This is a genomic window from Escherichia sp. E13S3, assembly GCF_004212325.1.
GTDB lineage: Bacteria > Pseudomonadota > Gammaproteobacteria > Enterobacterales > Enterobacteriaceae > Escherichia.
This window is the reverse complement of the sequence record NZ_RHJR01000023.1, coordinates 109,287-132,850: the sequence shown is the minus strand read 5'-3', so window position 1 is coordinate 132,850 and position 23,564 is coordinate 109,287. Positions and strand designations below refer to the sequence as shown.

At 44.8% G+C, this 23,564-nt stretch carries 22 protein-coding genes and 1 pseudogene; 10 read left to right on the top strand and 13 right to left on the bottom strand.

The window, feature by feature from the left end:
- The first annotated feature begins 18 nt into the window (after positions 1-18).
- The 5 genes and pseudogenes from D9597_RS21355 to D9597_RS23425 all read left to right on the top strand — a co-directional run.
- Entirely contained in the window at positions 19-717 is a 699-nt protein-coding gene (locus D9597_RS21355) for an HAD family phosphatase (RefSeq protein ID WP_240780454.1), read from the top strand.
- Positions 718-759: 42 nt separating this feature from the next.
- The gene (locus D9597_RS21350; protein WP_130224570.1) at positions 760-1,908 is read left to right on the top strand and encodes an MFS transporter; all 1,149 of its coding nucleotides are present in this window, start codon (positions 760-762) and stop codon (positions 1,906-1,908) included.
- A gap of 452 nt (positions 1,909-2,360) precedes the next feature.
- Complete coding sequence (locus tag D9597_RS21345) at positions 2,361-5,072, top strand: autotransporter outer membrane beta-barrel domain-containing protein (protein WP_130224568.1); 2,712 nt, start codon at positions 2,361-2,363, stop codon at positions 5,070-5,072.
- Between the two features lie 123 nt (positions 5,073-5,195).
- A complete protein-coding gene (locus D9597_RS21340) occupies positions 5,196-6,287 on the top strand; it encodes a glycosyltransferase family 4 protein (RefSeq protein ID WP_165383560.1) in 1,092 nt (363 codons plus the stop codon).
- A gap of 116 nt (positions 6,288-6,403) precedes the next feature.
- Positions 6,404-6,529: pseudogene (locus D9597_RS23425) on the top strand (IS256 family transposase); the annotation flags it as partial.
- 52 nt (positions 6,530-6,581) lie between these two features.
- On the opposite strand, the gene D9597_RS21330 reads toward D9597_RS23425, so the two are convergent.
- A complete protein-coding gene (locus D9597_RS21330) occupies positions 6,582-6,866 on the bottom strand; it encodes a type II toxin-antitoxin system YoeB family toxin (RefSeq protein WP_130224564.1) in 285 nt (94 codons plus the stop codon).
- A 351-nt stretch (positions 6,867-7,217) separates the two neighbouring features.
- On the opposite strand from D9597_RS21330, the gene megL reads away from it, so the two are divergent.
- Together megL and D9597_RS21320 are read left to right on the top strand one after the other, a co-directional pair.
- The gene (gene megL, locus D9597_RS21325; RefSeq protein WP_130224562.1) at positions 7,218-8,420 is read left to right on the top strand and encodes a methionine gamma-lyase; all 1,203 of its coding nucleotides are present in this window, start codon (positions 7,218-7,220) and stop codon (positions 8,418-8,420) included.
- A 61-nt stretch (positions 8,421-8,481) separates the two neighbouring features.
- Positions 8,482-9,780, top strand: coding sequence for an aromatic amino acid transport family protein (locus tag D9597_RS21320; RefSeq protein ID WP_130224560.1), 1,299 nt, complete (start codon positions 8,482-8,484; stop codon positions 9,778-9,780).
- Positions 9,781-9,814: 34 nt separating this feature from the next.
- Here D9597_RS21320 and D9597_RS21315 read toward each other — a convergent pair whose 3' ends face one another.
- The 4 genes from D9597_RS21315 to fliD form a co-directional block, all read right to left on the bottom strand.
- Positions 9,815-11,029 carry a sigma 54-interacting transcriptional regulator gene (locus tag D9597_RS21315; RefSeq protein WP_130224558.1) on the bottom strand — a complete coding sequence of 405 codons (1,215 nt, stop codon included), beginning with the start codon at positions 11,027-11,029 and terminating at the stop codon, positions 9,815-9,817.
- Between the two features lie 269 nt (positions 11,030-11,298).
- Positions 11,299-11,634 (bottom strand): flagellar protein FliT, encoded by a 336-nt coding sequence (locus tag D9597_RS21310; RefSeq protein ID WP_130224556.1) that lies wholly within the window; start codon positions 11,632-11,634, stop codon positions 11,299-11,301.
- Positions 11,627-12,034: a flagellar export chaperone FliS gene (gene fliS / locus D9597_RS21305; protein ID WP_130224554.1), complete on the bottom strand. Its 408-nt coding sequence runs from the start codon at positions 12,032-12,034 to the stop codon at positions 11,627-11,629. Before fliS ends, D9597_RS21310 begins: the two co-directional genes overlap by 8 nt.
- Positions 12,035-12,085: 51 nt before the next feature.
- Entirely contained in the window at positions 12,086-13,579 is a 1,494-nt protein-coding gene (gene fliD / locus D9597_RS21300) for a flagellar filament capping protein FliD (protein WP_130224552.1), read from the bottom strand.
- Positions 13,580-13,868: 289 nt separating this feature from the next.
- On the opposite strand from fliD, the gene D9597_RS21295 reads away from it, so the two are divergent.
- From D9597_RS21295 to D9597_RS21285, 3 genes are all read left to right on the top strand, one after another.
- Positions 13,869-15,137 carry a FliC/FljB family flagellin gene (locus tag D9597_RS21295; protein ID WP_130224550.1) on the top strand — a complete coding sequence of 423 codons (1,269 nt, stop codon included), beginning with the start codon at positions 13,869-13,871 and terminating at the stop codon, positions 15,135-15,137.
- A 344-nt stretch (positions 15,138-15,481) separates the two neighbouring features.
- The gene (locus D9597_RS21290; RefSeq protein ID WP_130224548.1) at positions 15,482-16,750 is read left to right on the top strand and encodes a FliC/FljB family flagellin; all 1,269 of its coding nucleotides are present in this window, start codon (positions 15,482-15,484) and stop codon (positions 16,748-16,750) included.
- A 440-nt stretch (positions 16,751-17,190) separates the two neighbouring features.
- The gene (locus tag D9597_RS21285; protein WP_130224546.1) at positions 17,191-17,856 is read left to right on the top strand and encodes a hypothetical protein; all 666 of its coding nucleotides are present in this window, start codon (positions 17,191-17,193) and stop codon (positions 17,854-17,856) included.
- A gap of 33 nt (positions 17,857-17,889) precedes the next feature.
- Here the strand turns inward: D9597_RS21285 and fliR are convergent, their stop codons facing one another.
- From fliR to D9597_RS21245, 8 genes are all read right to left on the bottom strand, one after another.
- The gene (gene fliR, locus D9597_RS21280) at positions 17,890-18,669 is read right to left on the bottom strand and encodes a flagellar biosynthetic protein FliR (protein WP_130224544.1); all 780 of its coding nucleotides are present in this window, start codon (positions 18,667-18,669) and stop codon (positions 17,890-17,892) included.
- A gap of 2 nt (positions 18,670-18,671) precedes the next feature.
- Positions 18,672-18,941, bottom strand: a complete 270-nt coding sequence (gene fliQ / locus D9597_RS21275) for a flagellar biosynthesis protein FliQ (RefSeq protein WP_130224542.1) — start codon at positions 18,939-18,941, stop codon at positions 18,672-18,674.
- 12 nt (positions 18,942-18,953) lie between these two features.
- Positions 18,954-19,667 carry a flagellar type III secretion system pore protein FliP gene (gene fliP / locus D9597_RS21270; protein ID WP_130224623.1) on the bottom strand — a complete coding sequence of 238 codons (714 nt, stop codon included), beginning with the start codon at positions 19,665-19,667 and terminating at the stop codon, positions 18,954-18,956.
- Between the two features lie 49 nt (positions 19,668-19,716).
- On the bottom strand, positions 19,717-20,136 hold the full coding sequence (fliO, locus tag D9597_RS21265) for a flagellar biosynthetic protein FliO (protein WP_130224540.1): 420 nt from the start codon (positions 20,134-20,136) through the stop codon (positions 19,717-19,719).
- Positions 20,136-20,522, bottom strand: a complete 387-nt coding sequence (gene fliN / locus D9597_RS21260) for a flagellar motor switch protein FliN (protein ID WP_130224538.1) — start codon at positions 20,520-20,522, stop codon at positions 20,136-20,138. The genes fliO and fliN overlap by 1 nt, the downstream gene beginning before the upstream one ends.
- On the bottom strand, positions 20,509-21,525 hold the full coding sequence (gene fliM, locus D9597_RS21255; RefSeq protein WP_130224536.1) for a flagellar motor switch protein FliM: 1,017 nt from the start codon (positions 21,523-21,525) through the stop codon (positions 20,509-20,511). Before fliM ends, fliN begins: the two co-directional genes overlap by 14 nt.
- A 5-nt stretch (positions 21,526-21,530) precedes the next feature.
- A complete protein-coding gene (gene fliL, locus D9597_RS21250) occupies positions 21,531-22,067 on the bottom strand; it encodes a flagellar basal body-associated protein FliL (RefSeq protein WP_240780453.1) in 537 nt (178 codons plus the stop codon).
- Positions 22,068-22,408: 341 nt separating this feature from the next.
- Positions 22,409-23,431 carry a flagellar hook-length control protein FliK gene (locus tag D9597_RS21245; protein WP_165383559.1) on the bottom strand — a complete coding sequence of 341 codons (1,023 nt, stop codon included), beginning with the start codon at positions 23,429-23,431 and terminating at the stop codon, positions 22,409-22,411.
- Positions 23,432-23,564 lie beyond the last annotated feature (133 nt).

The following is a 23,564-nucleotide window of genomic DNA, read 5'->3' as shown; positions in this document are numbered from 1 at the left end:
TCATTGAAGGAGAATAGAGTGAATAAAAACGGAGAAAAATTTTCAGCTGTTTTATTTGATATGGACGGAGTGCTGATTGATTCCCGGACTGTTATTGAAAATGGATGGCGTGAAGCGGCTCTGATGTATGAACGTCATCTCACCGACGAAGATATACAGAAGCATATTCACGGACATCCTGGACCCTATACTATCCGGACATTATTTGGCGATCTCCCGGAATCCGACCAGCAAAAAGTTCAGGCACATATTATTCATGTAGAGAATACGACGGACTGTGAACTTATACCAGGCGTTGCCAGCCTCATTGCTTCTTTCGGAGAGGCAGGTATTTCTGTTGGTATTGTCACCAGCGGGTGGCGGCAAAAAATCAACAGAGTCATAGAGTTACTTCATGCAGAGCCTTACATTTCCGTTATTGTAGAACGTGATGATGTTACCCGTGGCAAACCTCACCCTGATCCCTATCTTCTTGCTACACAACGTCTGGGGATTCCAGCAAGTCAGGCAGTTGTCTTCGAGGATGCTAAAAGCGGCGTTGCATCGGCAGTCGCAGCGGGTTGTTATTGCGTTGGCGTAGGCGATGAAGATCTTATGCCATTAGGTGCAAAAGTCATTATTCCTGATTTTCAAAATGTACAATTAATCAGAAACAGTGAAGATAGCTATATGCTTAAATTATGCACTGGCCACTCTATTTTATTAAATAGTAATTAATCATGATAGTAATAAACGGCTAACACAGCAGGAGTAATGTTCATGGAACGGCTACAAAAATCCCGATGGGCCGTTACTGTACTGTTTTTTGTCAACGGATTTATACAAGGAGGATGGGCTGTGCAGATAGCACAGCTTGCCCCTCGTTTTGGCGCCGATGATATAACCATTGGTCGACTTATTTTGACATTCGGTTTGGGGGCTTTATTTATGATGCCTCTGTCCGGTATGTTAATCTCAAGGTTTGGCTCACAAAAAGTTGTTCGATTATTTGCCGTGTTAGCATCTGTTTCGTTAATACCGGTAGGCATTGTAAAAAATATTTCTTCATTAGTATTCTTTTTATTTCTCTTAGGTGCGATGATTGGTTCAATGAATGTAGCCATGAATGCAAATGCCGTTATCGTTGAAAGAAAAATAGCTAACGCAATACTGTCAATGTGCCACTGTTCATGGAGCGTTGGTTTATTTGTATCGGGCTTTATAGGTGGTTATGCAGTTAAAAACTATGGATACCTTGGTCATATTTTTATAATTTCCGGGATCGCTTTTTTTCTGGTTTTGACAGCACTTCATTTTATCACTCATGATCATCCACAAGAGAATCAGAAAAATAAATCATCATCGATTTTACCCCGCCAGGCTAAAATCTATATTATAGGAATAATGGCTCTTCTTGGAATGATACCAGAGTGTGCGGTTGTCGACTGGTCATCACGTTATCTAATGAAAAACCTTAATGCTAATATAGAAATAGCCAGCCTTGCTTTTGCTTTTTTTGCATGCACCATGTCAATGGTTCGATTCGTTGGTGATGTGATACGTGATCGTTATGGACCGGTGAAAACTCTTCGTGTATCCAGTATTCTGGCAGCAGCCGGTATGCTAACAGCAGCCCTGTCACCGTCGCCGTGGCAGGCAATTCTGGCTTTTTCTCTGGCTGGCGGTGGTATTGCCAATATTGTTCCTGTCATCTTTTCATCCGCAGGCCATCAGCCCGGAATTGCTGTAGGTACTGGAATAAGTATTGTTACAAGCATCGGTTATTTAGGTACATTAATGGCGCCAGCACCAATAGGTTTTTTTGCACAACAATTCGGTTTTTCAATGATATATACAGCAATGGCTTTTATACTTGTTATGAATGCTGTGCTTGCACCATTATTACGTAATAATAATAACAAATATTAAAAACTTTCGTTGACGATAAAGAGTTAGACCTCTCGAGGCCTTTCTGGCCATTGTTCAGGATACAGATCTTCTTTTTTAACTTTTTGAATAATCAAAAGAGATGAGTGATTTGTCCGCATTAATCATGGAAATTTCCTGGTGTTGTTTATAAAAATCCTTATTTTATATCGCTAACAATTTTATTAATCGCTCATTCCGTTTGTTAAATCATTTTCACTTTAACTAGTTGAAATTTGTATGATAACTATCATTTTCTGATCCCGAATGTGTATTTATTTGAGTATGAAAATGTTGATTTTTATCACTGAATGATATTTTAACCAAAAGTTCAATATTTCTTATTTACAAAATTAATGGGGCGTATAGACTCTTAACCTAAACCAAATGCGTTGCGTGTGGTATTGCTCTCGTCGGTTTTATTAAATGGATAAATTTCATCAGGATGAGCTATTATGGATAATAGATACAATCGGTGCTATTCAGAAGGGAACATTGAAAAACCTAAAATAGCGCTACAGAATGTACACTATCACGCCGGTCAAAATCCCTTTAACAAAACCCTGGTTGCAGGTGCTATCTTTCTGGCTTTCAATACCGCCTATGCCGCAGATTCTTGTGATTATGTCAGTACCAGACCTGAAACGAGCTGTGTCTATGCTGATAACAAAATAAATATCCATATTCATACTGACATAAATAATCCTACTAGTACCCCAGCCTATCAATACGAAACTGATTATATGACTACGGATAAATCAGTTATCCATTTAGAGGCTGGCACAACCATTCATTCGGACGCTACGGGTATAGAGGCATTAGGTCGTAGCAACACTGAAATTGAAGTGAGCACCTCTGGCAATATTTATACCGGAAACACCGCTGATGTCGATGTGCAGGATCCTCAGGCCCCCATCTCCGGGCCTTCCGGCGGTATAATCTTTGATATAACCAACGTTCGTGGAACCCAACATGCCAGTGTTTATCTGGCGGGTGCATCCGGCGGTCTATTAGCGTTGGGAGCCGTGACGCAATATTCCGATAGTCAAATTGTTAACCAGAGTGCCAGTAAAGATACCGCCGCAATATATTCTCAGGCGCTGGAGTCTCGGGTGACAACCTCAGGCGTTATTCGCTCTCAAGTTGGAGATGCGATTCGTTTACAGGATACCGGCCCTGAATATTCCTATAGTAGCGGCGGCTACATTATTCTCGATCCTCAGAGTGTGTTTGATGTTCACTTACAGGAAGGTAGTGTCGTTGATGGCGGCTCTGAAGGTGCGGGGATTAAAACCATCGGTGGAGCAACTTCCAGTATCACGATTGATGAAGGTGCAACGCTGGGGGCATTGTCTGATGTCGCGATTAGCGCAACGGGCTATGATTATTATGATCTCAACTACACTAATAATCCGTCGGGTATTAATACCTACCAATACAACGGGGCGGCTACCAGCATCACCAATGCCGGTACGATGACTGGTGTTATTCAATTAACCAGCGGTCAGGATAAGATCGTGAATGACACAACGGGCGTCTGGAATATTCGTCAGTGGTCAGATTCCGATCGGGATGGTGTCCGGGATACGGTTGCTTCTGTGGCAACCAGTGATTTTGGTGGCGGAACGACTGAGTTAAATAACCTCGGTCAAATTATACTGACCGCTAATGCCGATGGCAGCGCAAACAGCGCGCTGTTGCAGAATTTGCCCACCTTCAAAAACCAGGGCCGTTTAATTCTCGCTAATAACGTAGTAGGCGATCGTTTTACTATCGACGGTGATTATGTAGGTAATAATGGCACTGTTGAGCTGGATACTTACCTTGGGGATGACAGTTCTCCTACAGACAGAGTCATCATTAATGGTTCAACCTCCGGACAAAGTTATCTGCTGATTAATAATTCTGGCGGAACAGGGGCTAAAACCAGTGAAGGGATCAAAGTTATTGAAGTTAACGGTGATTCCGCCGGTGAGTTTATTCAGCAAGGTCGTGTCGTTGGCGGTGCATATGAATACTATTTGCATAAAAATAGTGTGAATAACCAGGATGGTGACTGGTATCTGCGTTCACAGCTTCCGATTGTCACGCCTGTAGATCCGGTTATACCGAACCCGGAACCTGATCCTGACCCCGAGCCTACGCCAACTCCAACTCCAGAACCGAAGCCTGAACCTGAAAATATCAATCGCCCCGAACCGGGGAGCTATATGTTTAACCATATGGCCGCCAATAGCCTGTTCCTGATGCGTCTTCACGATCGTATGGGGGAAACACAATATACTGATGCCCTGACCGGTGAGCAAAAGGTGACCAGTTTGTGGCTGCGCCAGGTTGGCGGTCATAACCGTTCTCGTGATAGCAGTGGTCAGTTAAAAAATCAGGGGAATCGTTACGTCTCTCAAATAGGTAGCGATATTGCACGATGGAGTAGCAATGGTTTCGACCGTTGGCATTTGGGCGTAATGGCCGGATTCGCCAGGCAAAACAGCAATACGGAATCAAAATATTCAGGATATAAATCCACAGGTTCTGTAGAGGGGTACAGTGCGGGCTTGTATGGCACATGGTATGCCAATGAGCATGATAAAACAGGCAGTTATGTTGATGCCTGGGCTTTATATAACTGGTTTGATAATGAAGTAAAAGGTGACCAGTTGGCGACGGAAAGCTATAAATCCCGGGGTGTTACGGCATCAATTGAAGCTGGCTATACGTTCAAACTGGGGGAACGAATCTCTGACGGTGTGAAATATTATTTGCAACCTAAGGGGCAACTGACCTGGATGAACGTTCGCGCCAATGACCACACAGAACATTCAAGTAGTGGTGGTTCACGAGTTTCCTTTGACGGTGATGGCAATATTCAAAGTCGTCTTGGTATTCGTACTTATGCCAACGGTCATAGTGCTATTGATAACGGTAAAGACCGTAAATTCCAGCCATTTATCGAAGCCAACTGGATCCACAATACTCATAATTTTGGTGCAACCATGAATGGCTATAAGAATAGTATTGATGGAACCAAAAATATTGGCGAAGTAAAAGTGGGACTTGAAGGCCAGTTATCTCGTCGCCTGGATCTTTGGGGGAACGTCACGCAGCAAATGGGTGACAGTGGCTATAGCGATACTCTGGTTATATTAGGAATTAAATATCGTTTCTAGTGGAGAGCCATTGTTAAATGGAAGCCTGTCATTTTTTATTGACTGGCAGGCTATCCGTTGCATTTGATAATAGGATTTGGTATGCAACCACGAGTTTTAATTGTTACAACTGAAGCCCCGGACGTGCTGTTTAGCGGTCTTGGTTTTTTTAATGAACACTTTTGGGCGGAATTAAAACGGCGTAATTATCCTTTTAAAGTGTTGTATCTGAATAATCAAAAGACAGCACATTCTCAGTTGGCTGATTATGAGATTGCAGTAGAACCGGCCTTACCTCTCGATTCATCGCTGGAGTCGCTCAGTCTTAACGTGGCCTGGAGTACAGCGCAAAAAATTCAGCCGCTCCTCAATGAGTTCAAACCTGACATTATTTCAGTACATGAAAACTCGCCGCTATTGCCGTTCTTTTTTGAGCTAAACCGCGTTCAGTTCACGCTGCATTCCAGCTATATCGGTATGCAACACTATCTGACCCGGACACAAAAAGGAATGCAGCATTACTGGGAGCAGAGGATCGCCGTGCGGCAAAGTGGCGCGGTGGTTCTTCATAGCGATTGGGCCCATCGCTCTGTTATTCAGCATGTCTCGGCGGATATCGTCCCACCTCACCTGTTTCCAATCGGTGTGGATTTCGCAGATTATCCGGCGGATAAAATTCCCCATCCTGAAGGCAAAGTCGTGATTAGCTTTTTTGGTCGCTTTACCGATATTGTGAAAAATTTCCTGATTTTCCGTGATGCCATCAATACACTTCCACCAACCTATCGGCAGCGCATAGAAGCCCGGGTTTATGGGCCTGAAAAAATCCCCGATTATATGGAAAAAGAAGGTTTTAAAGGTTTAACCTTTGTGCAAGGGGAAGAGAAAAAACGGGCGCTGGCGGAAACTGATATCGTCGTTTTCCCAAGTATGCAGGAAAGCTACGGTATTGTTGGTCTGGAAGCATTGTTGTCGAACTGCGCATTAATCGCCACGCCAGGATTAGGTATGGATAGTTATATGCAGCCGGAATATGCTTGCGAACCAACTATCGCCGCGATCCAAAAGCGAATTATTACTTATCTTTCGGATGTCGAGCAATTACGTAAAGACCAGAAGGCGCAGATATTCCGTAATAGTGTTAATCGACCGGAGTTTACGTTAGGTAAGATGACTGAGTCATATATTGGCGTTTGGCAAGAATTGCATAAGACGTTACAGAAAGAACGACAGTGAGTTATTTTTATTCAAAATTCCCATAAACGCTGTTTTTCTTACAGCATAAATACTTGACCCAGACTTGATTGTGGGTCAGAGGCGGTCAATGACAAGTTGCCACGGTACTGTACCAAGTAAGAAAACGTATTTACCTGGTACTCAACGATACTCTTAAAATGAGTATGTCGTTCCAGAACTGGCTGTTGATGATGATCCGTTTTATTATTGAGTTCGGTGACCGCCTGAGCGATCACCTTTAACATGACGGCAGTTATACAGAATTGTTGACAGGTTCTGGTATAACACCTGTTTTTAGTAATGGCCGCCTACAGAAAGAACTGTTATATTATTGCCTTGCTTAATGAATACAACCCTGTGCTCTTGAGTCAGCCGAAATGAATAAGTATCAGTAACACCGTGAAGTTTTTCACAATTTGCATCCGAAACAGATTTCGCCGCTGTTTTTGGATCGTGTCCATAGTCCCTGACAAGATGACGCCATTCATAATATTTTCTCATAGCGGCTTGCGGTACTTCGATATGTTTGTTTTGGCTATATCTGGCTCTTTGTCTACTATCATCAAAATTGTAATACATAAACTCTCATCTCCTTGAAAGCGGCCCATTGTGAGCAGCGCTGCACATTACAACATTTGGTCTTATAATCGAACTATTCGTCGGTTAGAGCAACAATTGTTTTGATTAAGCGATCATGTATTACATGGCGATATTTTAGAATCTGGAGTTTAAGGGGCGGTGATTTCGACAAACAATAGGATGTTGTAACTATAATTTCCGTTAATAGTGGCAACTTTATTTCCAGACTGGAAATATTCCGAACATAAACGACGGCGTAAAAAAACTAATGAATTGAATATACACGCTTATTTATCTGGCATAGCAATTGCTAACTCATTAGCGAGTCGTTTATAAAATTAAGGAAAGAGTATGTCTAATAACCGCAATTATCGATTCGATACCAAAATTGTTCACGCAGGACAACACCCGGACCCCTCGACAGGATCGCTCAGCACGCCAATTTTCCAGACATCAACATTTGTCTTTGATAATGCCGAACAAGGCGCTGCACGTTTTGCACTTGAAGAACCTGGTTATATTTATACTCGCCTGGGTAACCCCACCACAGATGCCCTTGAGCAAAAAATGGCCGTCCTTGAAGACGGTGAAGCCGCGCTGGCGACCGCTTCTGGAATTTCAGCAATTACGACAGCCCTGCTTACTCTGTGTCAGCAAGGCGATCATATTGTCTCTGCCAATGCAATTTATGGTTGCACGCACGCTTTTCTTTCCCACAGCATGCCGAAATTTGGCATTACCACAAGCTTTGTCGACGCAACCAACATTGCTGAACTAAAAGCAGCAATACGGCCAGAAACGAAGGTTGTTTATATCGAAACCCCAGCCAATCCAACACTGACACTGGTCGATATCGAAATGGTTGCGGGTATCGCGCATCAGCACGGCGCGCTGTTAATTGTCGATAACACCTTTATGTCACCTTATGGTCAACAACCGTTACGTCTGGGGGCAGATATTGTTGTACATAGCGTCACTAAATACATTAACGGTCACGGCGATGTCATTGGCGGTGTGATTGTTGGTAAAAAAGATTTTATCGATCAGGCGCGTTACGTTGGACTTAAGGATATTACGGGCGGATGTATGAGTCCGTTTAATGCCTGGCTGACCTTACGTGGCGTTAAAACTCTCGGCGTCAGGATGGAACGTCACTCCAGCAACGCCATGAAAATTGCACAGTTCCTTGAAAGCCATCCGGCAATTACCCATGTCTATTATCCTGGATTACTGGCTCACCCTCAGTACGATTTATATAAGCAACAAATGACTTTACCCGGCGGCGTCATCAGTTTCGAAATAGCCGGAGGATTTGAATCTGGCAGACGGATGATTAACGCGGTCAATTTATGTTTGCTGGCGGTAAGCCTTGGGGATACTGAAACGCTAATCCAACATCCGGCATCGATGACCCACTCTCCAGTGCCACCAGAAGAACGATTAAAAGCAGGAATTACGGATGGAATGATTCGGCTTTCTGTAGGTCTGGAAGATCCTGACGATATTATTGATGACCTTCAACAGGCAATCGCCACAGCCATCGCCGGAAATTAATTTAAAATATCAATGCCTGCCCTCTGCTTTATTGGCAGAGGGATTGGGATGGAGGCTCATTATGCAAATCAGCACGCAACAAGCGGATAATTATGTAAATATTTCTCACACACTCACCAATAAACTCCCCTTTACACGCTATGACTTTGGTTGGGTCTTATTATGCATTGGCATGGCCATTGGCGCAGGTACTGTTTTAATGCCGGTGCAGATCGGGTTAAAAGGGATATGGGTTTTCATTACAGCATTTATTATTGCTTACCCTGCAACTTATATTGTGCAGGATATGTATCTTAAAACACTTTCTAAAAGTGAAACCTGCAACGATTATACTGATATTATAAGCCACTACCTGGGGAAAAACTGGGGCATTTTTTTAGGGGTTATCTATTTTTTGATGATTGTCCATGGAATATTCATCTACTCTCTTTCCGTCATTTTTGACAGCGCTTCGTACATCAAGCACTTTGGTTTAACCGATAGCGACTTGTCACAATCCATTGTCTATAAAATCATTGTCTTTTCTGTTTTGGTTACCATTGCCTCTCGTGGTGAAAAAATATTATTTAAAATTTCCGGGCCAATGGTAATCATCAAAGTGGGGATTATTGTTATACTCGGTTTTATCATGATCCCACACTGGAATTTTAATAATATCAGTGTATTTCCCCCAATGAGTGATTTTTTTCGCGACGTTCTGCTGACCATCCCGTTTTGTTTTTTTTCAGCCGTCTTTATTCAGGTGTTGAATCCGATGAATATCGCGTATCGGAAAAGAGAAAAAGACAAGGTGATGGCCACCAGAATGGCTATCCGCACGCATCGAATCAGTTACATTGCACTGATAACCATCATATTATTCTTTTCATTCTCATTCACTTTTTCCATCAGCCATGAAGAAGCGGTTTCCGCATTTGAACAGAATATTTCCGCCCTGGCGCTGGCAACGCAAGTGATACCAGGCGAAATTATTCATCTTGCGTCGACAATATTAAATATCTTTGCAGTCCTGACCGCTTTTTTCGGTATTTATCTTGGTTTTCATGAAGCATTGAAAGGCATTGTGCTCAATATTCTAAGTCGGGTGATTAATGTTGAGAAAGTCAGCCCGCAAATGCTCACAGCAGGAATTGGGGTTTTTATTGTTGCCACACTGGTTGTCTGGGTTTCGTTTCGTGTATCCGTCCTGGTGTTTTTCCAGCTTGGTAGTCCATTGTACGGTATCGTCTCTTGTTTGATCCCTGTTTTCTTAATTTACAGTGTCAAGGCGCTAGAAAACCTGCGCGGAATCAGAACCTGGCTTATTTTTATCTACGGTATTCTACTCTGCCTCTCACCGCTGCTGAAACTCATCGAGTAGTATTTCGGACGCCCTCACATTTTAGATGGGGGCGTTAATAAACCACATCTTGTTGGTAGCTGCGTATTTTATTCAAAACGGTAGTATGCGAAACGCCCAGTACTTTAGCGATGCTGCGTGCGGAATTATTATCATCTAACATCTTTTCGATAATTTTACGTTCAGTTAAACGAACTTGCTCTTTTAAAGGTCCCATATTCTCACTGTGGCTTTGTAGGTTCTCACGACATGTAGAATTCATCCATTTCAGCTCTTCCATTGTCACTATTCCACTGTCCGACATATGCATCAAACGGATGATAATATTCTCCAGTTCTCTGATGTTACCCGGCCATGTGTAATGCTGCAAAAATTCCAGACTATGTTTATCAAAAACCAATGCTCGCCTGAACTTGCAGGCATGCTTTTGCAGAAAATGATCAATTAATAACGTAATATCTTGCGGATGCTGGCGAAGCGGCGGGATCGTTAACGAAAGGATATTTATTCGATAGTAGAGGTCGGCACGTAACTGACGATTCAACATCATCTCTTCCAGGTTTGCATTAGTGGCTACGATAACCCGAGTATCGAAAGAGACAATCTGAGAACTGCCTATACGCCGGATACCGCTATCCTGCAAAACGCGCAGTAGTTTTGCCTGCATACTTAGTGGCATTTCGCCAAATTCATCAAGAAACAGCGTGCCTTTATCCGCCATTTCAAACAATCCTTTCTTCCCTTTACCATCGGCCCCGGTGAACGCGCCTTTCTCGTAACCAAAGAACTCGCTTTCCATCAGTTCTTCAGGAATAGTCGAACAGTTTACCGGAATAAAAGCGTGTAAACGTCGTGACCCACAATTATGAATAGCGCGCGCCAGCAACTCTTTCCCTGTTCCCGTTTCACCACGAATCAATACGGTAAAACGACTTTCGGAAAACTTTATCGCTTTTTCTATAAGCGATTGCATTTGCTGGCTCTCGCCAATCATATCAGTAAAATATTCACTTTGTTTTGCTGATACCGGAGAGGTAATTTCGCTGTCGGTGTTAAAATGCTCAACATTAATAATGTCGTGGTGATTATTTAATCGGTTCACCAGACTATTTATATCACCCGTATGACGACACATTGATTTAATCAGAATACGTCCGGCGGTCACCTTCATTGAAATAATATTAATATTATATAATGAAAATTCTTTTAAAACGTCTTCTATCATTGAAATTCGGTCAATGGTTTTGATATTCCAGCATATCGTAAACACATAAACTCCATTGCATTTATTGAAAACATCGAGGCATTTTACTGCAAGGAGAATGATGTTCTGCCAAAGGCATCACAGAGTTGAGGAAAATCTCAATGAAGAACGACGTTTAAGGAGAGGGTTGCGTAAAATCCAGAGACTGAAAAAAAGAATATAGTGTAACCTGTTGAGAATAAAAAATATTGTTAATGCCCATGACTCCGATGGACATTAACTAATGTTAACACTGTTCATTTGCCGCCCTGGAAATGCAGTATAATCAATGGGAATTAACGTCTTGCCGCATCAAAAGCCGTATACATTTGACTCACTTTTGAACCCTGATGCAAGGACGACATGTTTTGCTTGAGCGTTTCGAGTCTGATATTAACTTTACGGATCAACTCTTCAGTACCGTTCATAAGTTCGCGTACCAGGCTTCTGATACGTTCGCGTTCGATTTCAGACAGCGTTACCCCACTGGTGCCAGTCATTAAGTCTTCCGCTTTCGCCAGAAAGATATCCAGAAGCGCTAAAAAGGCATCCCATTTTTCTTCACGCACCATCGTTAACATCGACTGGTTCATGTCGAACAAATTATCATAATGTGAAATCAAATTAGTCACGTCTCCCCCGGGTTTGCTGTGGGTCAATTTCTTCCCAGGTTTCTGCAAGCCGCATTAATAGTTGATCGACATGCTTCAGCAATTCAGGATCGTTCGTCCGGTTAGCCTGAAACAATGTACGTGACATATACTCATAAAGTTGTTCGAGTTCGTCTGCAATATGCAGACCTTTTTCATGATCGAGCGAGGTCCTTAAGCCATTATCAATAATATTAATCGCTTTAGAGATCATCTCCCCGCGACGCGCAATATTACCCTGCGCAAAATAGATAATCGCTTTCTGGATTGCGCTATGAATACCATCAAACAGCATAGAAATAAGCTGATGTGGGGTTGCTCCTGCCAGTTTGCTCTGTAGCGAAACTTGTTTGTAGGCTTCTGCGCCCTGTGAAGTGTACATATGTGGCTCCTGCGGGGCTGACGGAATATCGCTCCGTCAGCCTTTACTCTATTAAAGCGTTGATAAAAGAGAGGTTAATTGCGAGTTCATGCTGTTCATTTTTGACATCGCGGTATCCAGATTCTGGAACTGGATGCGATAGCGTTCAACCTGGGCATCGATCAGTTTCTGGGTCTTATCAATTTGCTGCTGAACCACCTTGTTTTGTGAATCAAGACCGTCAGTGGTGGTCTTGATAAGCCCGGTTTTATCATCTTTATCAGTACCGACGTAGCTACTGATGATATTTCCCAGGGTGGTGGCCATGCCTTCATTATTGCCATGACCCACAAACATATTGGCGATCTGGTCTGGATCGTCAGCGATAGCTTTATCCAGCTTGTCTTCATCCAGCGTCATCTGTCCGGTTGCGGCATCAATCTTGATACCCAGATCGGCTAATGCACCATAATCAGCGCCAGAATCACCATAAACACCGTTTACGGTAGAACGAATTTGACTGACCATTCCGCGCAGCGTGGAATCGCCCATCAGCGCCCCGCTCTTGGTGCTGGGCGTTGCGACGGCATCATCACTCAGACCGGAGGTATCGTTCTTGACATATTTACTGGCGGCAGTTGTTGCTGACAGCAGCGCATTGTATTGCTTAACAAAATCCTTAAGGTTGGTTTTAATGGCGGAGGTATCAGCCGTTAATGTCAACTGCTCGGATTGTAATTTGGTTGGATCATTTTTATCGGCTTCAGAAACGGCATTCAGTTTCAGGGTCACGCCGTCAATGATGTCAGTAATGTTGTTATTGGAACGGGTAAAATCAGTACCATCAACAGACAGTTTGGCGTCTTTAGCATCCGACACCGAAATCATCTTGTCAGCAGCGCCTGGATCGCCCGCAATCGGTACGCCTTGATCGTCCAGATGCTGACCGCCCGCTGAGGTATCCATGATGTCAGCAAGATTCTGGTCGCCATCGACCTTAACACTCATTTCACCGTCGCTGCCGGTGGTTTTAGAGCTGAGAACCAGTTGATAGCCGTTGTCAGTGCGCTGAACGCTGGCACTGACATCACCATTTTGCTTGTTGATAGCCTTGGCGATGCTGTTTAGCGACGTCTCATCATCTTTCAGCTCAACTTCTGTGGTTTTGCCATTTTGCGTGATGGTAATCTTTCTGGTGCCGCCCCCAGTCGTTCCCAGGGTGGTGTCAGCACTGGTCTGGGCTGCCGTTTTCAGTTTATGGGCAGATGCCAGCTGTTCCACGGTAATTTCATGAGTATCCGCCAACGCACCCGTACTCGCCGTTGCGGTAAAAGCTTTATTGGTACTTACTTTCAGGGTATTAAACGCATCACCGCCTAATGACTTCACCGATTTTTGTAGCGTAGACAATAGGTTGGAGATAGATCCCCAGGCTGAAATCTTCGCTTTATAGCTGTTCTGAAGACTGGTATAGGGCGTCAGGCGCTGCTGTTCGCTGGCTTTCAGTTGCTCCAGCATTGATGCGGTATCGATCCCTGAACCGATTCCCAGTGATGATATACCCATGTTGTTTCTCCTGAGGGGTTGTGATTTTTAAGAATCTCTACCCTATATCGGCATAAAAACAGACTGGATAAATATTTAACTTTTTTTCAACAAAGTAATAAATGAAATGATTAACCTTCTTTAATTTGTCCTCTTACATTTCCACCATCTTTTTACTTTTTTTATCTCATTCGCTTTAGCCACTTTATTTCCACGCCGATAACTGTGGTATGCGGGAGTTACAACGCATATTCAGTTTAAATTCTATTCCGGGCGGATCGCACCGCCAGGTTTTAATTGAGGATATATCATGTCACAGGTCATTAATACCAACGCACTGAGCCTGGTTGCACAAAACAACCTGAACAAATCTCAGTCCACTCTCGGCACTGCGATCCAACGCCTGTCTTCTGGTCTGCGTATTAACAGCGCAAAAGACGATGCTGCTGGCCAGGCTATCAGCAACCGTTTCACCGCCAGCATCTCTGGTCTGACTCAGGCTTCCCGCAACGCTAACGACGGTATCTCTATCGCTCAGACCACTGAAGGTGCGCTGAACGAAGTGAACGACAACCTGCAGAACATCCGTCGTCTGACTGTTCAGGCACAGAACGGCACTAACTCCGATTCTGACCGTCAGTCCATCCAGGACGAAATCGACGCCCGTCTGTCTGAAATCAACCGCATCTCCGATCAGACTGAATTTAACGGCGTTAAAGTTCTCAGCCAGGATCAGTCTCTGTCTATTCAGGTAGGTTCTAACGATAAAGAAACTATCGATATCAACCTGACCAAGATGGATGCCGATACCCTCGGTATGACCGATTTCAGCGTGGCGGCCAGTGTTGATCCCGCAACCCTGAATGCGACCACTACTGTGAATGTCGATGAAGGCTATAAGTATGATGCCGCTAAAGCTACGGATAATAATGGTGGTGCCGTTAAAGCATTAGATATCGTTAAAGGTGATGACGGGAAACTTTACGCAAAAGATGCGACCGACTATTATGAACTCACTGATGACGGTAAGGGTGGTTTTACTTTCGACAGCAATACAAAAGATACCACTGCAGCACAAGCAGATAACGTAAAATCAGTAAATGGCCAGGAAGCGTATCACGCAACGAATGTAACAGGTGCACCCGCAGGCACCACCCTGAAAGATGATGGTAAAGGTAACTATTATCTTGAAGATGCAGCGGGTAATTTAACCAACGCTAAAATTGATACCACGAATGATAAAAACGGTAATTTCACAGCCACCGTCACGGATTTAAAAACCGCTGTTAACACCAAACCAGCAACTACCGATCCGCTGAAAGCTATCGATGCTGCGCTGTCTCAGGTTGACAAACTGCGTTCTGGCCTCGGTGCCGTACAGAACCGTTTTGATTCTGTTATCAGCAACCTGAACAACACCGTTAACAACCTGTCCGAGTCTCGTTCTCGCATTCTGGACGCTGACTTCGCGTCTGAAGTGTCTGAAATGAGCCGCGCGAACATCCTGCAGTCTGCGGGTACTTCTGTGCTGGCACAGGCTAACCAGGTTCCACAGAACGTTCTGCAGCTTCTGCGTTAATTAGTTTATTGGCAAAATAGTTCTGTCGATAATTCCAACCAGCCCGGTATCCCCTCGGGCTGGTTTTATTTTTATCCAGTCGTTAAAATTTATTATTGCCTGACAACCGTTTTGGTCAGATAATCAGAAAACAAATATTCCCTCTCCTGCTGCCTGCGCCCAAACTCACACCTGAACTAAGATTATTAATAATCTCAAATAAAATTTTTTATATTTTTCATCAATACGCTTTAGCCATTTTATGGCTGCGCCGATATATAGGGTATGCGGCAGTCATAACGCATATTTTATTTAAATTCTATTCCGGGCGGATCGCACCGTCAGGTTTTAATTGAGGATATATCATGTCACAGGTCATTAATACCAACGCACTGAGCCTGGTTGCACAGAACAACCTGAATAAATCTCAGTCCACTCTCGGCACTGCGATCCAACGCCTGTCTTCTGGTCTGCGTATTAACAGCGCGAAAGACGATGCTGCTGGCCAGGCTATCAGCAACCGTTTCACCGCCAGCATCTCTGGTCTGACTCAGGCTTCCCGCAACGCTAACGACGGTATCTCTATCGCTCAGACCACTGAAGGTGCGCTGAACGAAGTGAACGATAACCTGCAGAACATCCGTCGCCTGACCGTTCAGGCGCAGAACGGCACTAACTCCGATTCTGACCGTCAGTCCATCCAGGACGAAATCGACGCCCGTCTGTCTGAAATCGACCGTATCTCCGATCAGACTGAATTTAACGGCGTTAAAGTTCTCAGCCAGGATCAGTCTCTGTCTATCCAGGTAGGTTCTAACGATAAAGAAACTATCGATATCGATCTGACCAAGATGGATGCTGATACCCTCGGTATGACTGATTTCAACGTTTCTGGTCCGAACGTTGCGACTCTTCATAATTCCGTAGATGCTAACGGCAACATAGCCGTTGACGAAGGCTATAAGTATGATGTGGCAAAAGCCACGGATGGTAATGGTGTTCCAGCTGCGGTAACTGATATTGTTAAAGGTGATGACGGGAAAATATACGTAACAGATGGGACTGACTACTTTGAAGCCACTGATAACGGTAAAGGTGGTTTTACCTTCAACAGTGCGACCAAGGACACCACTGCTGCACAAGCAGATAATGTAAAAACAGTACAAGGTCAGGAAGCGACTCAGTTGGTTAAACCAGCTGGCGTACCTGGTGGCTCTACCCTGAAAGACGATGGTAAAGGTAACTACTATCTTGATGACGGCAAAGGTGGTTTAACTAAGGCTGATGTCACCATTGACAAAACTGCACCGACAGCATACAAAGCCACAGTAACCGATACCGGCGTAAACGCAGTCAACACCACCGATCCGCTGAAAGCTATCGATGCCGCGCTGTCTCAGGTTGACAAACTGCGTTCTGGCCTCGGTGCCGTACAGAACCGTTTCGATTCTGTTATCAGCAACCTGAACAACACCGTTAACAACCTGTCCGAGTCTCGTTCTCGCATTCTGGACGCTGACTTCGCGTCTGAAGTGTCTGAAATGAGCCGCGCGAACATCCTGCAGTCTGCGGGTACTTCTGTTCTGGCACAGGCTAACCAGGTTCCGCAGAACGTTCTGCAGCTTCTGCGTTAATAAGCACCCCCCCTGGCAGAATGATTCTGCCAGCGTGCCCCCCGACCAGCCCGGATCTTCCTCCTGGGCTGGTTTTTTATCATTAAGTATCCGCCATCATCTTAGCGACTGGAAATAAAACGCATTAATACTCGGAATAGTCGTTTTCTTGATAAGAATATTTATCGTAAGTAATAATAAAAATGATTACACTTGGCCATTTTGAAAAAAATGCAGGATCGAACACATCGACATTGCCGCCAGCTTATCTCTATAACGAATAATTATTACGTCTTAGTATTAAACTCTGAATATATTTCATATCGAAGTTTCTCAATCAGGATTTCCTTAATATAGTGTATTATACTGACCACTAAGGATGTTAGATCCCAACAGTACCTTTACTACTGATGAACAACACCAGTCAGGTAATCAGGAATATACGCGAGGACCGCGCACTAATGGAAATCTGTACTCATTCTACACCACCTGTATTTGTCATGGCCCTGTGTGAATATTTCACATTTGGGATGAAGCATCTTTTCTCCGACAACAACATTAACTTGTCGTTTATTCATCGAATTGATCAAGTCACTATCGGTATGGATGATACGCTGACTATTATGCTAGTGCTTGATATGTCAGGGACCGAATCGCTGCGTATCTTCAAAGACGCCGTCGACTTTCTCATCCAGATTAACAGCCGTAAACGCGTTGGCGTGCTGGTCAGCCGCTATAACTCCTATCTGACGTATTACATCTCGCGCAAGTTTGCCGGTAAGGTCACTTTTTTTAACTCCCATAACCTGCACTCCGGTCTTTTTCAGCGTAACTTCCAGACCTGGCTACGGGGTAAAACATTCCGTCCTATGCATACGATTAATCGCTACCGGGACGAACGTTATGGGTTTTCCCTGAAAGAATGGATTTGTCTGGTGCTTCCCCTTGCCGGGGAATCAATAAGCGAAATGTCCCGCTGCATGAAAATACCGGAACCGACGCTGTATCAGATCAGACGCGGCGCGCTAAAAAAATTAGGCCTGAGTTCCTACCGGCAATTTTGCGAGCTGTATATCAGCGGGGAGATCCGCACGGAAAACGACAAAATTTTAAGACAAAAATACTGAGGCTTCCGGGTTCACAACGACTGCGAGGCAGGGCTATCTCATCGCAGTCATAATTTGCAGAAGATTATCAAAGATGGTAGCCATCAGGCTTTCAAAAAGCGGACCAAAAGAGTACATCATCAGCGATAACGCCAGTAAGCCAACGCTGAGTGAAATAGGAAAACCGATCACAAAAACCGACAGCTGCGGCGTCAGACGGTTAATAATACCAAGCGTCAGGTTAATGCAGAGCAGTAACGCCACAATAGGCAACGCCAGTATCAGGCCGCTACTGAAAATAAGCCCCGCCAGTTTTACAAAAGCCAGATAAGCAGACGCATTGGGTAACGTGGCCGCAACGGGCAAAATATCAAAGCTGCGGGCGATAATCTCCAGAAGGTAAAGATGCCCGTTGGCGATTAAAAAGATCAGCGTAGCCAGTAAATTAAGAAAGCGGGCAATCACGGGCATATTCTGCCCACCGGCACGGTCATAGAAGGTGGCAAATGAAAGTCCCATCTGCAGGCCAATAAGTTCGCCTGCGTGACGGACAGCCACAAAAATCAACTGAATGATTAAGCCGGTGATAAGGCCAATAATGAGCTGCCCCGCCCCCGTCAGAAATCCCTCATACGAAACAATACGAATATTGCTTTCAGGTAATATGGGGGCTATCTGAAAGGCTATGAGTGCCGACAGCGCAATTTTGACCTTTTTATTGATCGATTTGTCATTAAAGATCGGCGCTGACGTAAAAAGAGCCAGGATACGCAAAAACGGGAAGAAATACTGACCGATATGCAGGTAAAGATCAGCCAGAGAGAGTGTGAGCATAACTAGCGAATCAGATAAGGCAGGCTGTTAAATAGCCCGTGCATATAATCAAGCATGACGCTTAACATCCAGGGGCCAAGGGCAATAATGACCACCACGAGCAGCAATATTTTGGGAATAAACGATAATGTCATCTCGTTTATTTGCGTGGACGCCTGGAGAATACTGATAACCAACCCGGCAACCAACGACGCCAGTAATAACGGGGCAGCAATCATCAGACCGACTTTAATGGCCTGGAATCCCATCGCCATGACTTGTTCTTCTGTCATCTCTTCTCCTCGTCAGCTAAAAAAACTTTGAGCCAGTGAACCAATCAGCAACTGCCAGCCGTCGACCAGAACAAACAACATCAATTTAAACGGTAATGAGATTGTCGCAGGCGGCACCATCATCATCCCCAGCGCCATCAGGACACTGGCGACCACAAGGTCGATAATCAAAAACGGAATAAAGATGGTAAAGCCAATCTGGAAACCTGTTTTCAATTCACTGGTGACAAACGCCGGAACCAGCAGGCTTAGCGGCACATCTTCCGGTCCGGCGAAGTTTTGCTGATGAGCGATGCGGGTATACAAAGCCAGATCATCCTGACGCGTTTGTTGCAGCATAAATTCCCGCAGCGGCTGAATGCCTTTATCGATGGCGACCTGAGCGGTGATTTTATCCTGACTTAAAGGCATCCACGCGTCGTCATAGATTTTATTAAACACGGGCGACATAACATAAAAAGTGAGGAACAGCGCCAGACCTAACAGCACCTGGTTTGGTGGTGTTGATGACGTTCCCAACGCGTTACGCAGCAATCCCAGTACAATGATGATGCGCGTAAAACCGGTCATCATCAGCAAAATAGCGGGCAGAAAGGTCAGCGACGTCAGCAGGACCAGCGTCTGTACTGGTAAAGACCAGCCTTCCCCACCTGCCGGGCGAGTTAACAGAATATCGCTATTGGCAGCGAATGCGCTATGTACAGGAAACCCGATGCCAAACACCATGACCAACAGGCCACAGATAATCGGCATTACCCGCCATGACGGTTTTATTTTATTGCTGATTGCCATAACGCCCTCGCAGACTGTTTGCCAGCACTGTCTGAAAACAGTCAACCAGCGAGGTACGGGACTGCGGTTGATCAACAGCCGCAAAATTTTCTTCGACTGTTTTTTTGTCGATGGCGCTCAGACAGGAGATATTTTCTGCCGTCACGCCAAGCAGTAACCATTGATTTCCCACTTCCACAAGAACCAGGCGTTCACGCGGCCCCAGAGACTGGCTGAATTTAATATTTAACAGCGCATTGCGGCCATTTTTTTTCCCTGAGATACCGCCAGAACGACGTAAATACCAGAGTAAAAGAAGTAACCCGAATATTATCAGGCAGAGGATACCGCCGGTATGCATCCATACCGACGACATGCTGGTTGTTGAAGCGGTGGGTAAAACTGTATGGGTACTATTGATCATTATCTGCTCAGGCGATAAATACGTTCAGATGGCGTAATAATATCGGTAATACGAATACCGAATTTATCCGACACCACAACCACTTCTCCCTGTGCAATAAGATAACCATTAATCAAAATATCCAGAGGTTCACCCGCCAGACCTTCCAGCGCAACCACAGATCCCTGGCTCAGTGCCAGAAGTTCCTTGATGGTCATACGGGTTCTGCCAAGTTCTACCGTCATTCTGACTGGAATATCCATAACCAGATTCAGGTCAGAGGCAATCGCTTTCGCCCCGTCCGTCACGCCCGTCGTTCCTGCGGATTCGCGCTGTTCTTCCAGTGCGTCTGCCCAGGCCGTATCTGCGGGAGTAGAGGTAGTGCCCGCCTGTTCATTCTTGCTCATGCGAGCTCTCCTTAGAAAAAGGTGCTAATGCTGTATTAAAAAGTTCTTCTACCTGCAAGGCGTACTGATTGCTTGCGCTGCCATATTTCCCGGACAGTACCCGCACGCCATCAACATAAGCTTCAGCGATTTCAGGTTTATCTAACGGTAAAATATCGTGTTGCTTGAGGCTCATAATTTGTGACAGTCGCATCTGTACATCGGATAAATTCACTACCAGTTCCAGTTCCGTATTTTTGACCTGTGAAGCCAGCGTATTACGCCAGTTTTGATCTTCCTGCCAGGCGTTTTCCTGTGGGGGACTGGTAAGCAAAGAACGTATTGGCTCAATAACGTTGAACGGGATGCAGATATCCATCTGGACACACTCGGAACCCAGTTCGATATAAAATGGCGTTGTAATCACAATATCATTCGGTGACGACGTAATATTGGTGAATTTCACCTGCATTTCTGAGCGAATATATTCTGTTTTAAGGCTATAAACCGTACTCCAGGCAAAGTCGTAAGCCTCAAGGGCAATTGACAAAATACGCTGGATAATACGTTGTTCAGTGGGGGTAAATTCCCGCCCATCCGCTTTTGTTTTAAAACGTCCGCCACCGCCAAATAAATTTTCCACCAACATAAACACCATATTGGGAGAAAAGACGAACAGTGCCGTCCCGCGCAAAGGTGACAGATGAATCAAATTAAGATTGGTCATCACGGGCAAATTACGCGCAAATTCATGATATGGCTGTACCCGAATATTACCGGTAGTGACGTCCAGACTGCGGTGCAACACGTTGAACGCGCCGACACGAAACTGGCGGGCAAAACGTTCATTAATAAATTCCAGTGTGCTGAGTCGTTCATGAACAACGCGTCGTTGCGTCACCGGATCGTAAGGACGGATATCATCCTCAGGAGCCATGGCAGATAGAGTGTTTTCAGATGCGCCGTTACCATCGCCATTCAGAAGACTATCCACCTCATCCTGTGACAAAATATTGTCAGACATAGCGATTACCGTAAAATAAAGACGTTAAATAAAACATCGGTAACTTTAACCGTCTGTTTCCCGGATAGTGGGTTTGATAATTCTTGTTCAATTTGTTGGATAAGTTGGTTTTTACCTTTGCTTGTACTCAGCGATTCCATCGTCTGTTGAGAAAATAACATCAGAAGGCGACTGCGAACGACGGGCATAAAACGTCTTAACAGCTCCTGGGAACGAGGATCCTTCAAACGCAACGTCAAGCCGACGTACAGAACATGTTCGCCCCCATCAGCGTCTGGTTTCAGACTGACAGTAAACGTATCCAGAGGGGTATAAATAGGTTCCTCTATAGCCTCCTCTATTTCTTCAATTTCATGTTCTACAGTGCTGCTTTTGATATTGTTTTTTATTTTATCCAGTTCTGTCCAGGTATAGCCGAAACAGGCGCTGGCAATAATAAATGCCAGGACGGTCAGCGCTATGCGACCTTTACTTTTTTTGCCACTCTGAGTGGTATCCAGCTTCTTTTTTGACATCACAAAAATATACTCAGTAATTTGCACCCCGTTACACCCGGGACAGGAGCTGTATTCTATTACATAACCTGGTATTAATAATCCGGCAAAAAAATGTCGCAGCTGGCATTAAATTGATAGATAGATTTGACTTCAGACAACATTGTAAACGTTTGCCCATATCGTTAATAAAAATCAATGTTGCAGAAATGATAAAAAATCACTACCTGTGTAAAATTCATAACCAGTTGAATATTAATAAAATTAAAGACCAGAAACGCAATCAACAGCCCGTAACGCCCCCCTGTCTAAACCCGACAGGAATACCGTCAAAATAAAACCACAAAGCCCGGAAACCGGGCTTTCAGATAAATCACAAAATTAAAGTATCAGACAAAAGTATTTATTCCGCCGGAACGACTGAGCGTATGCAGAATTACGCCTGGCTCATCTGGCACGATTTCCGTACCGTCTTCAGATTGCATATCCTGCTCTGCTGCCTGATTTTGCGAACCGTTTTCCCATGAAGGTCGGGAGTCTGCGGCAACGTTGGTTTGCCCCAGTGAGATCCCAGATTCCGCAAGGGAATTTCGCAAATGCGGCATCGCCGTTTCAAGCGCATTGCGAACCTGGTGGTCGGCTGCGGCAAAATGAAGCTGCACCTGATCGTTATTTATCCGCAGGCTAATGTGCAGACTACCAAGATCTTCAGGGTGCAATCTCAGTTCCGCATGATGAATCCCTTCACGAGTAAAGCAGGCCAACTGCTGACTCAAATTCTGCTGCCATTCCGTAGTCCCCACAGATGCGGTCAATACCGAGGGTTGCGCAGATGGGGATACACCCACGGGCTCACGGATTTGAATGCTCATATCCCCAATGGTTGGGATATGTAGAGCATCAGCCATATGGCTATCCTGATGCTGTACAGGCATCTGTTCCGCCGATTTATCTGCTATTGCTGAATCAAGAGACGTTGCCAACTGTTCTGATGACTGAGGCAGTGCATTATCGGTATTTGTTGCCGACTCGAGATGCAAGGAGCCCTGATTTTGTGGGAGCGATGAAGGTAGATGCGCAATCGGCTTGCCTACTTTCCCCGCCAACGCAGAATATGCAACGGCTTTGTTCAGCTTTTGAGAGCGACTCTCGAAAGTGCCAGTTTGTAACTCATCCCCATTCGGAGCCGGTAACAGTTCAGTGTCAGCCACACTCACGCCTGAATCTGCTTTTTCCGTTTGGGATGCCACATTTTCTGGCGACACCGCCGGGTTTTTCACGGCAGAAACCAGTCCTGCGCCCTCAAAAAACGGTGATTGTGTCATTTCCTGATTGATCCCCGCCCCCGGTAATGGAGCACTTTGCGCCGGGAGCATGTACAACAAACCATCCACTATGCCAGGCTGTTCCACATCAGAGGTTTCCTTTCCTTTTTCTTCTTCAGTCGGTAACAGATTTACCGTTCCTCCCGATGGAAGATGAAGCTTCGTACTGGAATCAGGAGGCAATTTACTGCCGAGTTCATCTGCAAATGATGGCGCATCT

Excerpts from the sequence above, each read along its gene's own strand:
- D9597_RS21350 (WP_130224570.1), top strand. The coding sequence starts at position 760 with ATGGAACGGCTACAAAAATCCCGATGGGCCGTTACTGTACTGTTTTTT.
- D9597_RS21345 (WP_130224568.1), top strand. The coding sequence starts at position 2,361 with ATGGATAATAGATACAATCGGTGCTATTCAGAAGGGAACATTGAAAAA.
- D9597_RS21330 (WP_130224564.1), bottom strand. The coding sequence starts at position 6,866 with ATGTATTACAATTTTGATGATAGTAGACAAAGAGCCAGATATAGCCAA.
- megL (WP_130224562.1), top strand. The coding sequence starts at position 7,218 with ATGTCTAATAACCGCAATTATCGATTCGATACCAAAATTGTTCACGCA.
- D9597_RS21320 (WP_130224560.1), top strand. The coding sequence starts at position 8,482 with ATGCAAATCAGCACGCAACAAGCGGATAATTATGTAAATATTTCTCAC.
- fliS (WP_130224554.1), bottom strand. The coding sequence starts at position 12,034 with ATGTACACTTCACAGGGCGCAGAAGCCTACAAACAAGTTTCGCTACAG.
- fliD (WP_130224552.1), bottom strand. The coding sequence starts at position 13,579 with ATGGGTATATCATCACTGGGAATCGGTTCAGGGATCGATACCGCATCA.
- D9597_RS21295 (WP_130224550.1), top strand. The coding sequence starts at position 13,869 with ATGTCACAGGTCATTAATACCAACGCACTGAGCCTGGTTGCACAAAAC.
- D9597_RS21290 (WP_130224548.1), top strand. The coding sequence starts at position 15,482 with ATGTCACAGGTCATTAATACCAACGCACTGAGCCTGGTTGCACAGAAC.
- D9597_RS21285 (WP_130224546.1), top strand. The coding sequence starts at position 17,191 with ATGGAAATCTGTACTCATTCTACACCACCTGTATTTGTCATGGCCCTG.
- fliR (WP_130224544.1), bottom strand. The coding sequence starts at position 18,669 with ATGCTCACACTCTCTCTGGCTGATCTTTACCTGCATATCGGTCAGTAT.
- fliQ (WP_130224542.1), bottom strand. The coding sequence starts at position 18,941 with ATGACAGAAGAACAAGTCATGGCGATGGGATTCCAGGCCATTAAAGTC.
- fliP (WP_130224623.1), bottom strand. The coding sequence starts at position 19,667 with ATGGTGTTTGGCATCGGGTTTCCTGTACATAGCGCATTCGCTGCCAAT.
- fliO (WP_130224540.1), bottom strand. The coding sequence starts at position 20,136 with ATGATCAATAGTACCCATACAGTTTTACCCACCGCTTCAACAACCAGC.
- fliN (WP_130224538.1), bottom strand. The coding sequence starts at position 20,522 with ATGAGCAAGAATGAACAGGCGGGCACTACCTCTACTCCCGCAGATACG.
- fliM (WP_130224536.1), bottom strand. The coding sequence starts at position 21,525 with ATGTCTGACAATATTTTGTCACAGGATGAGGTGGATAGTCTTCTGAAT.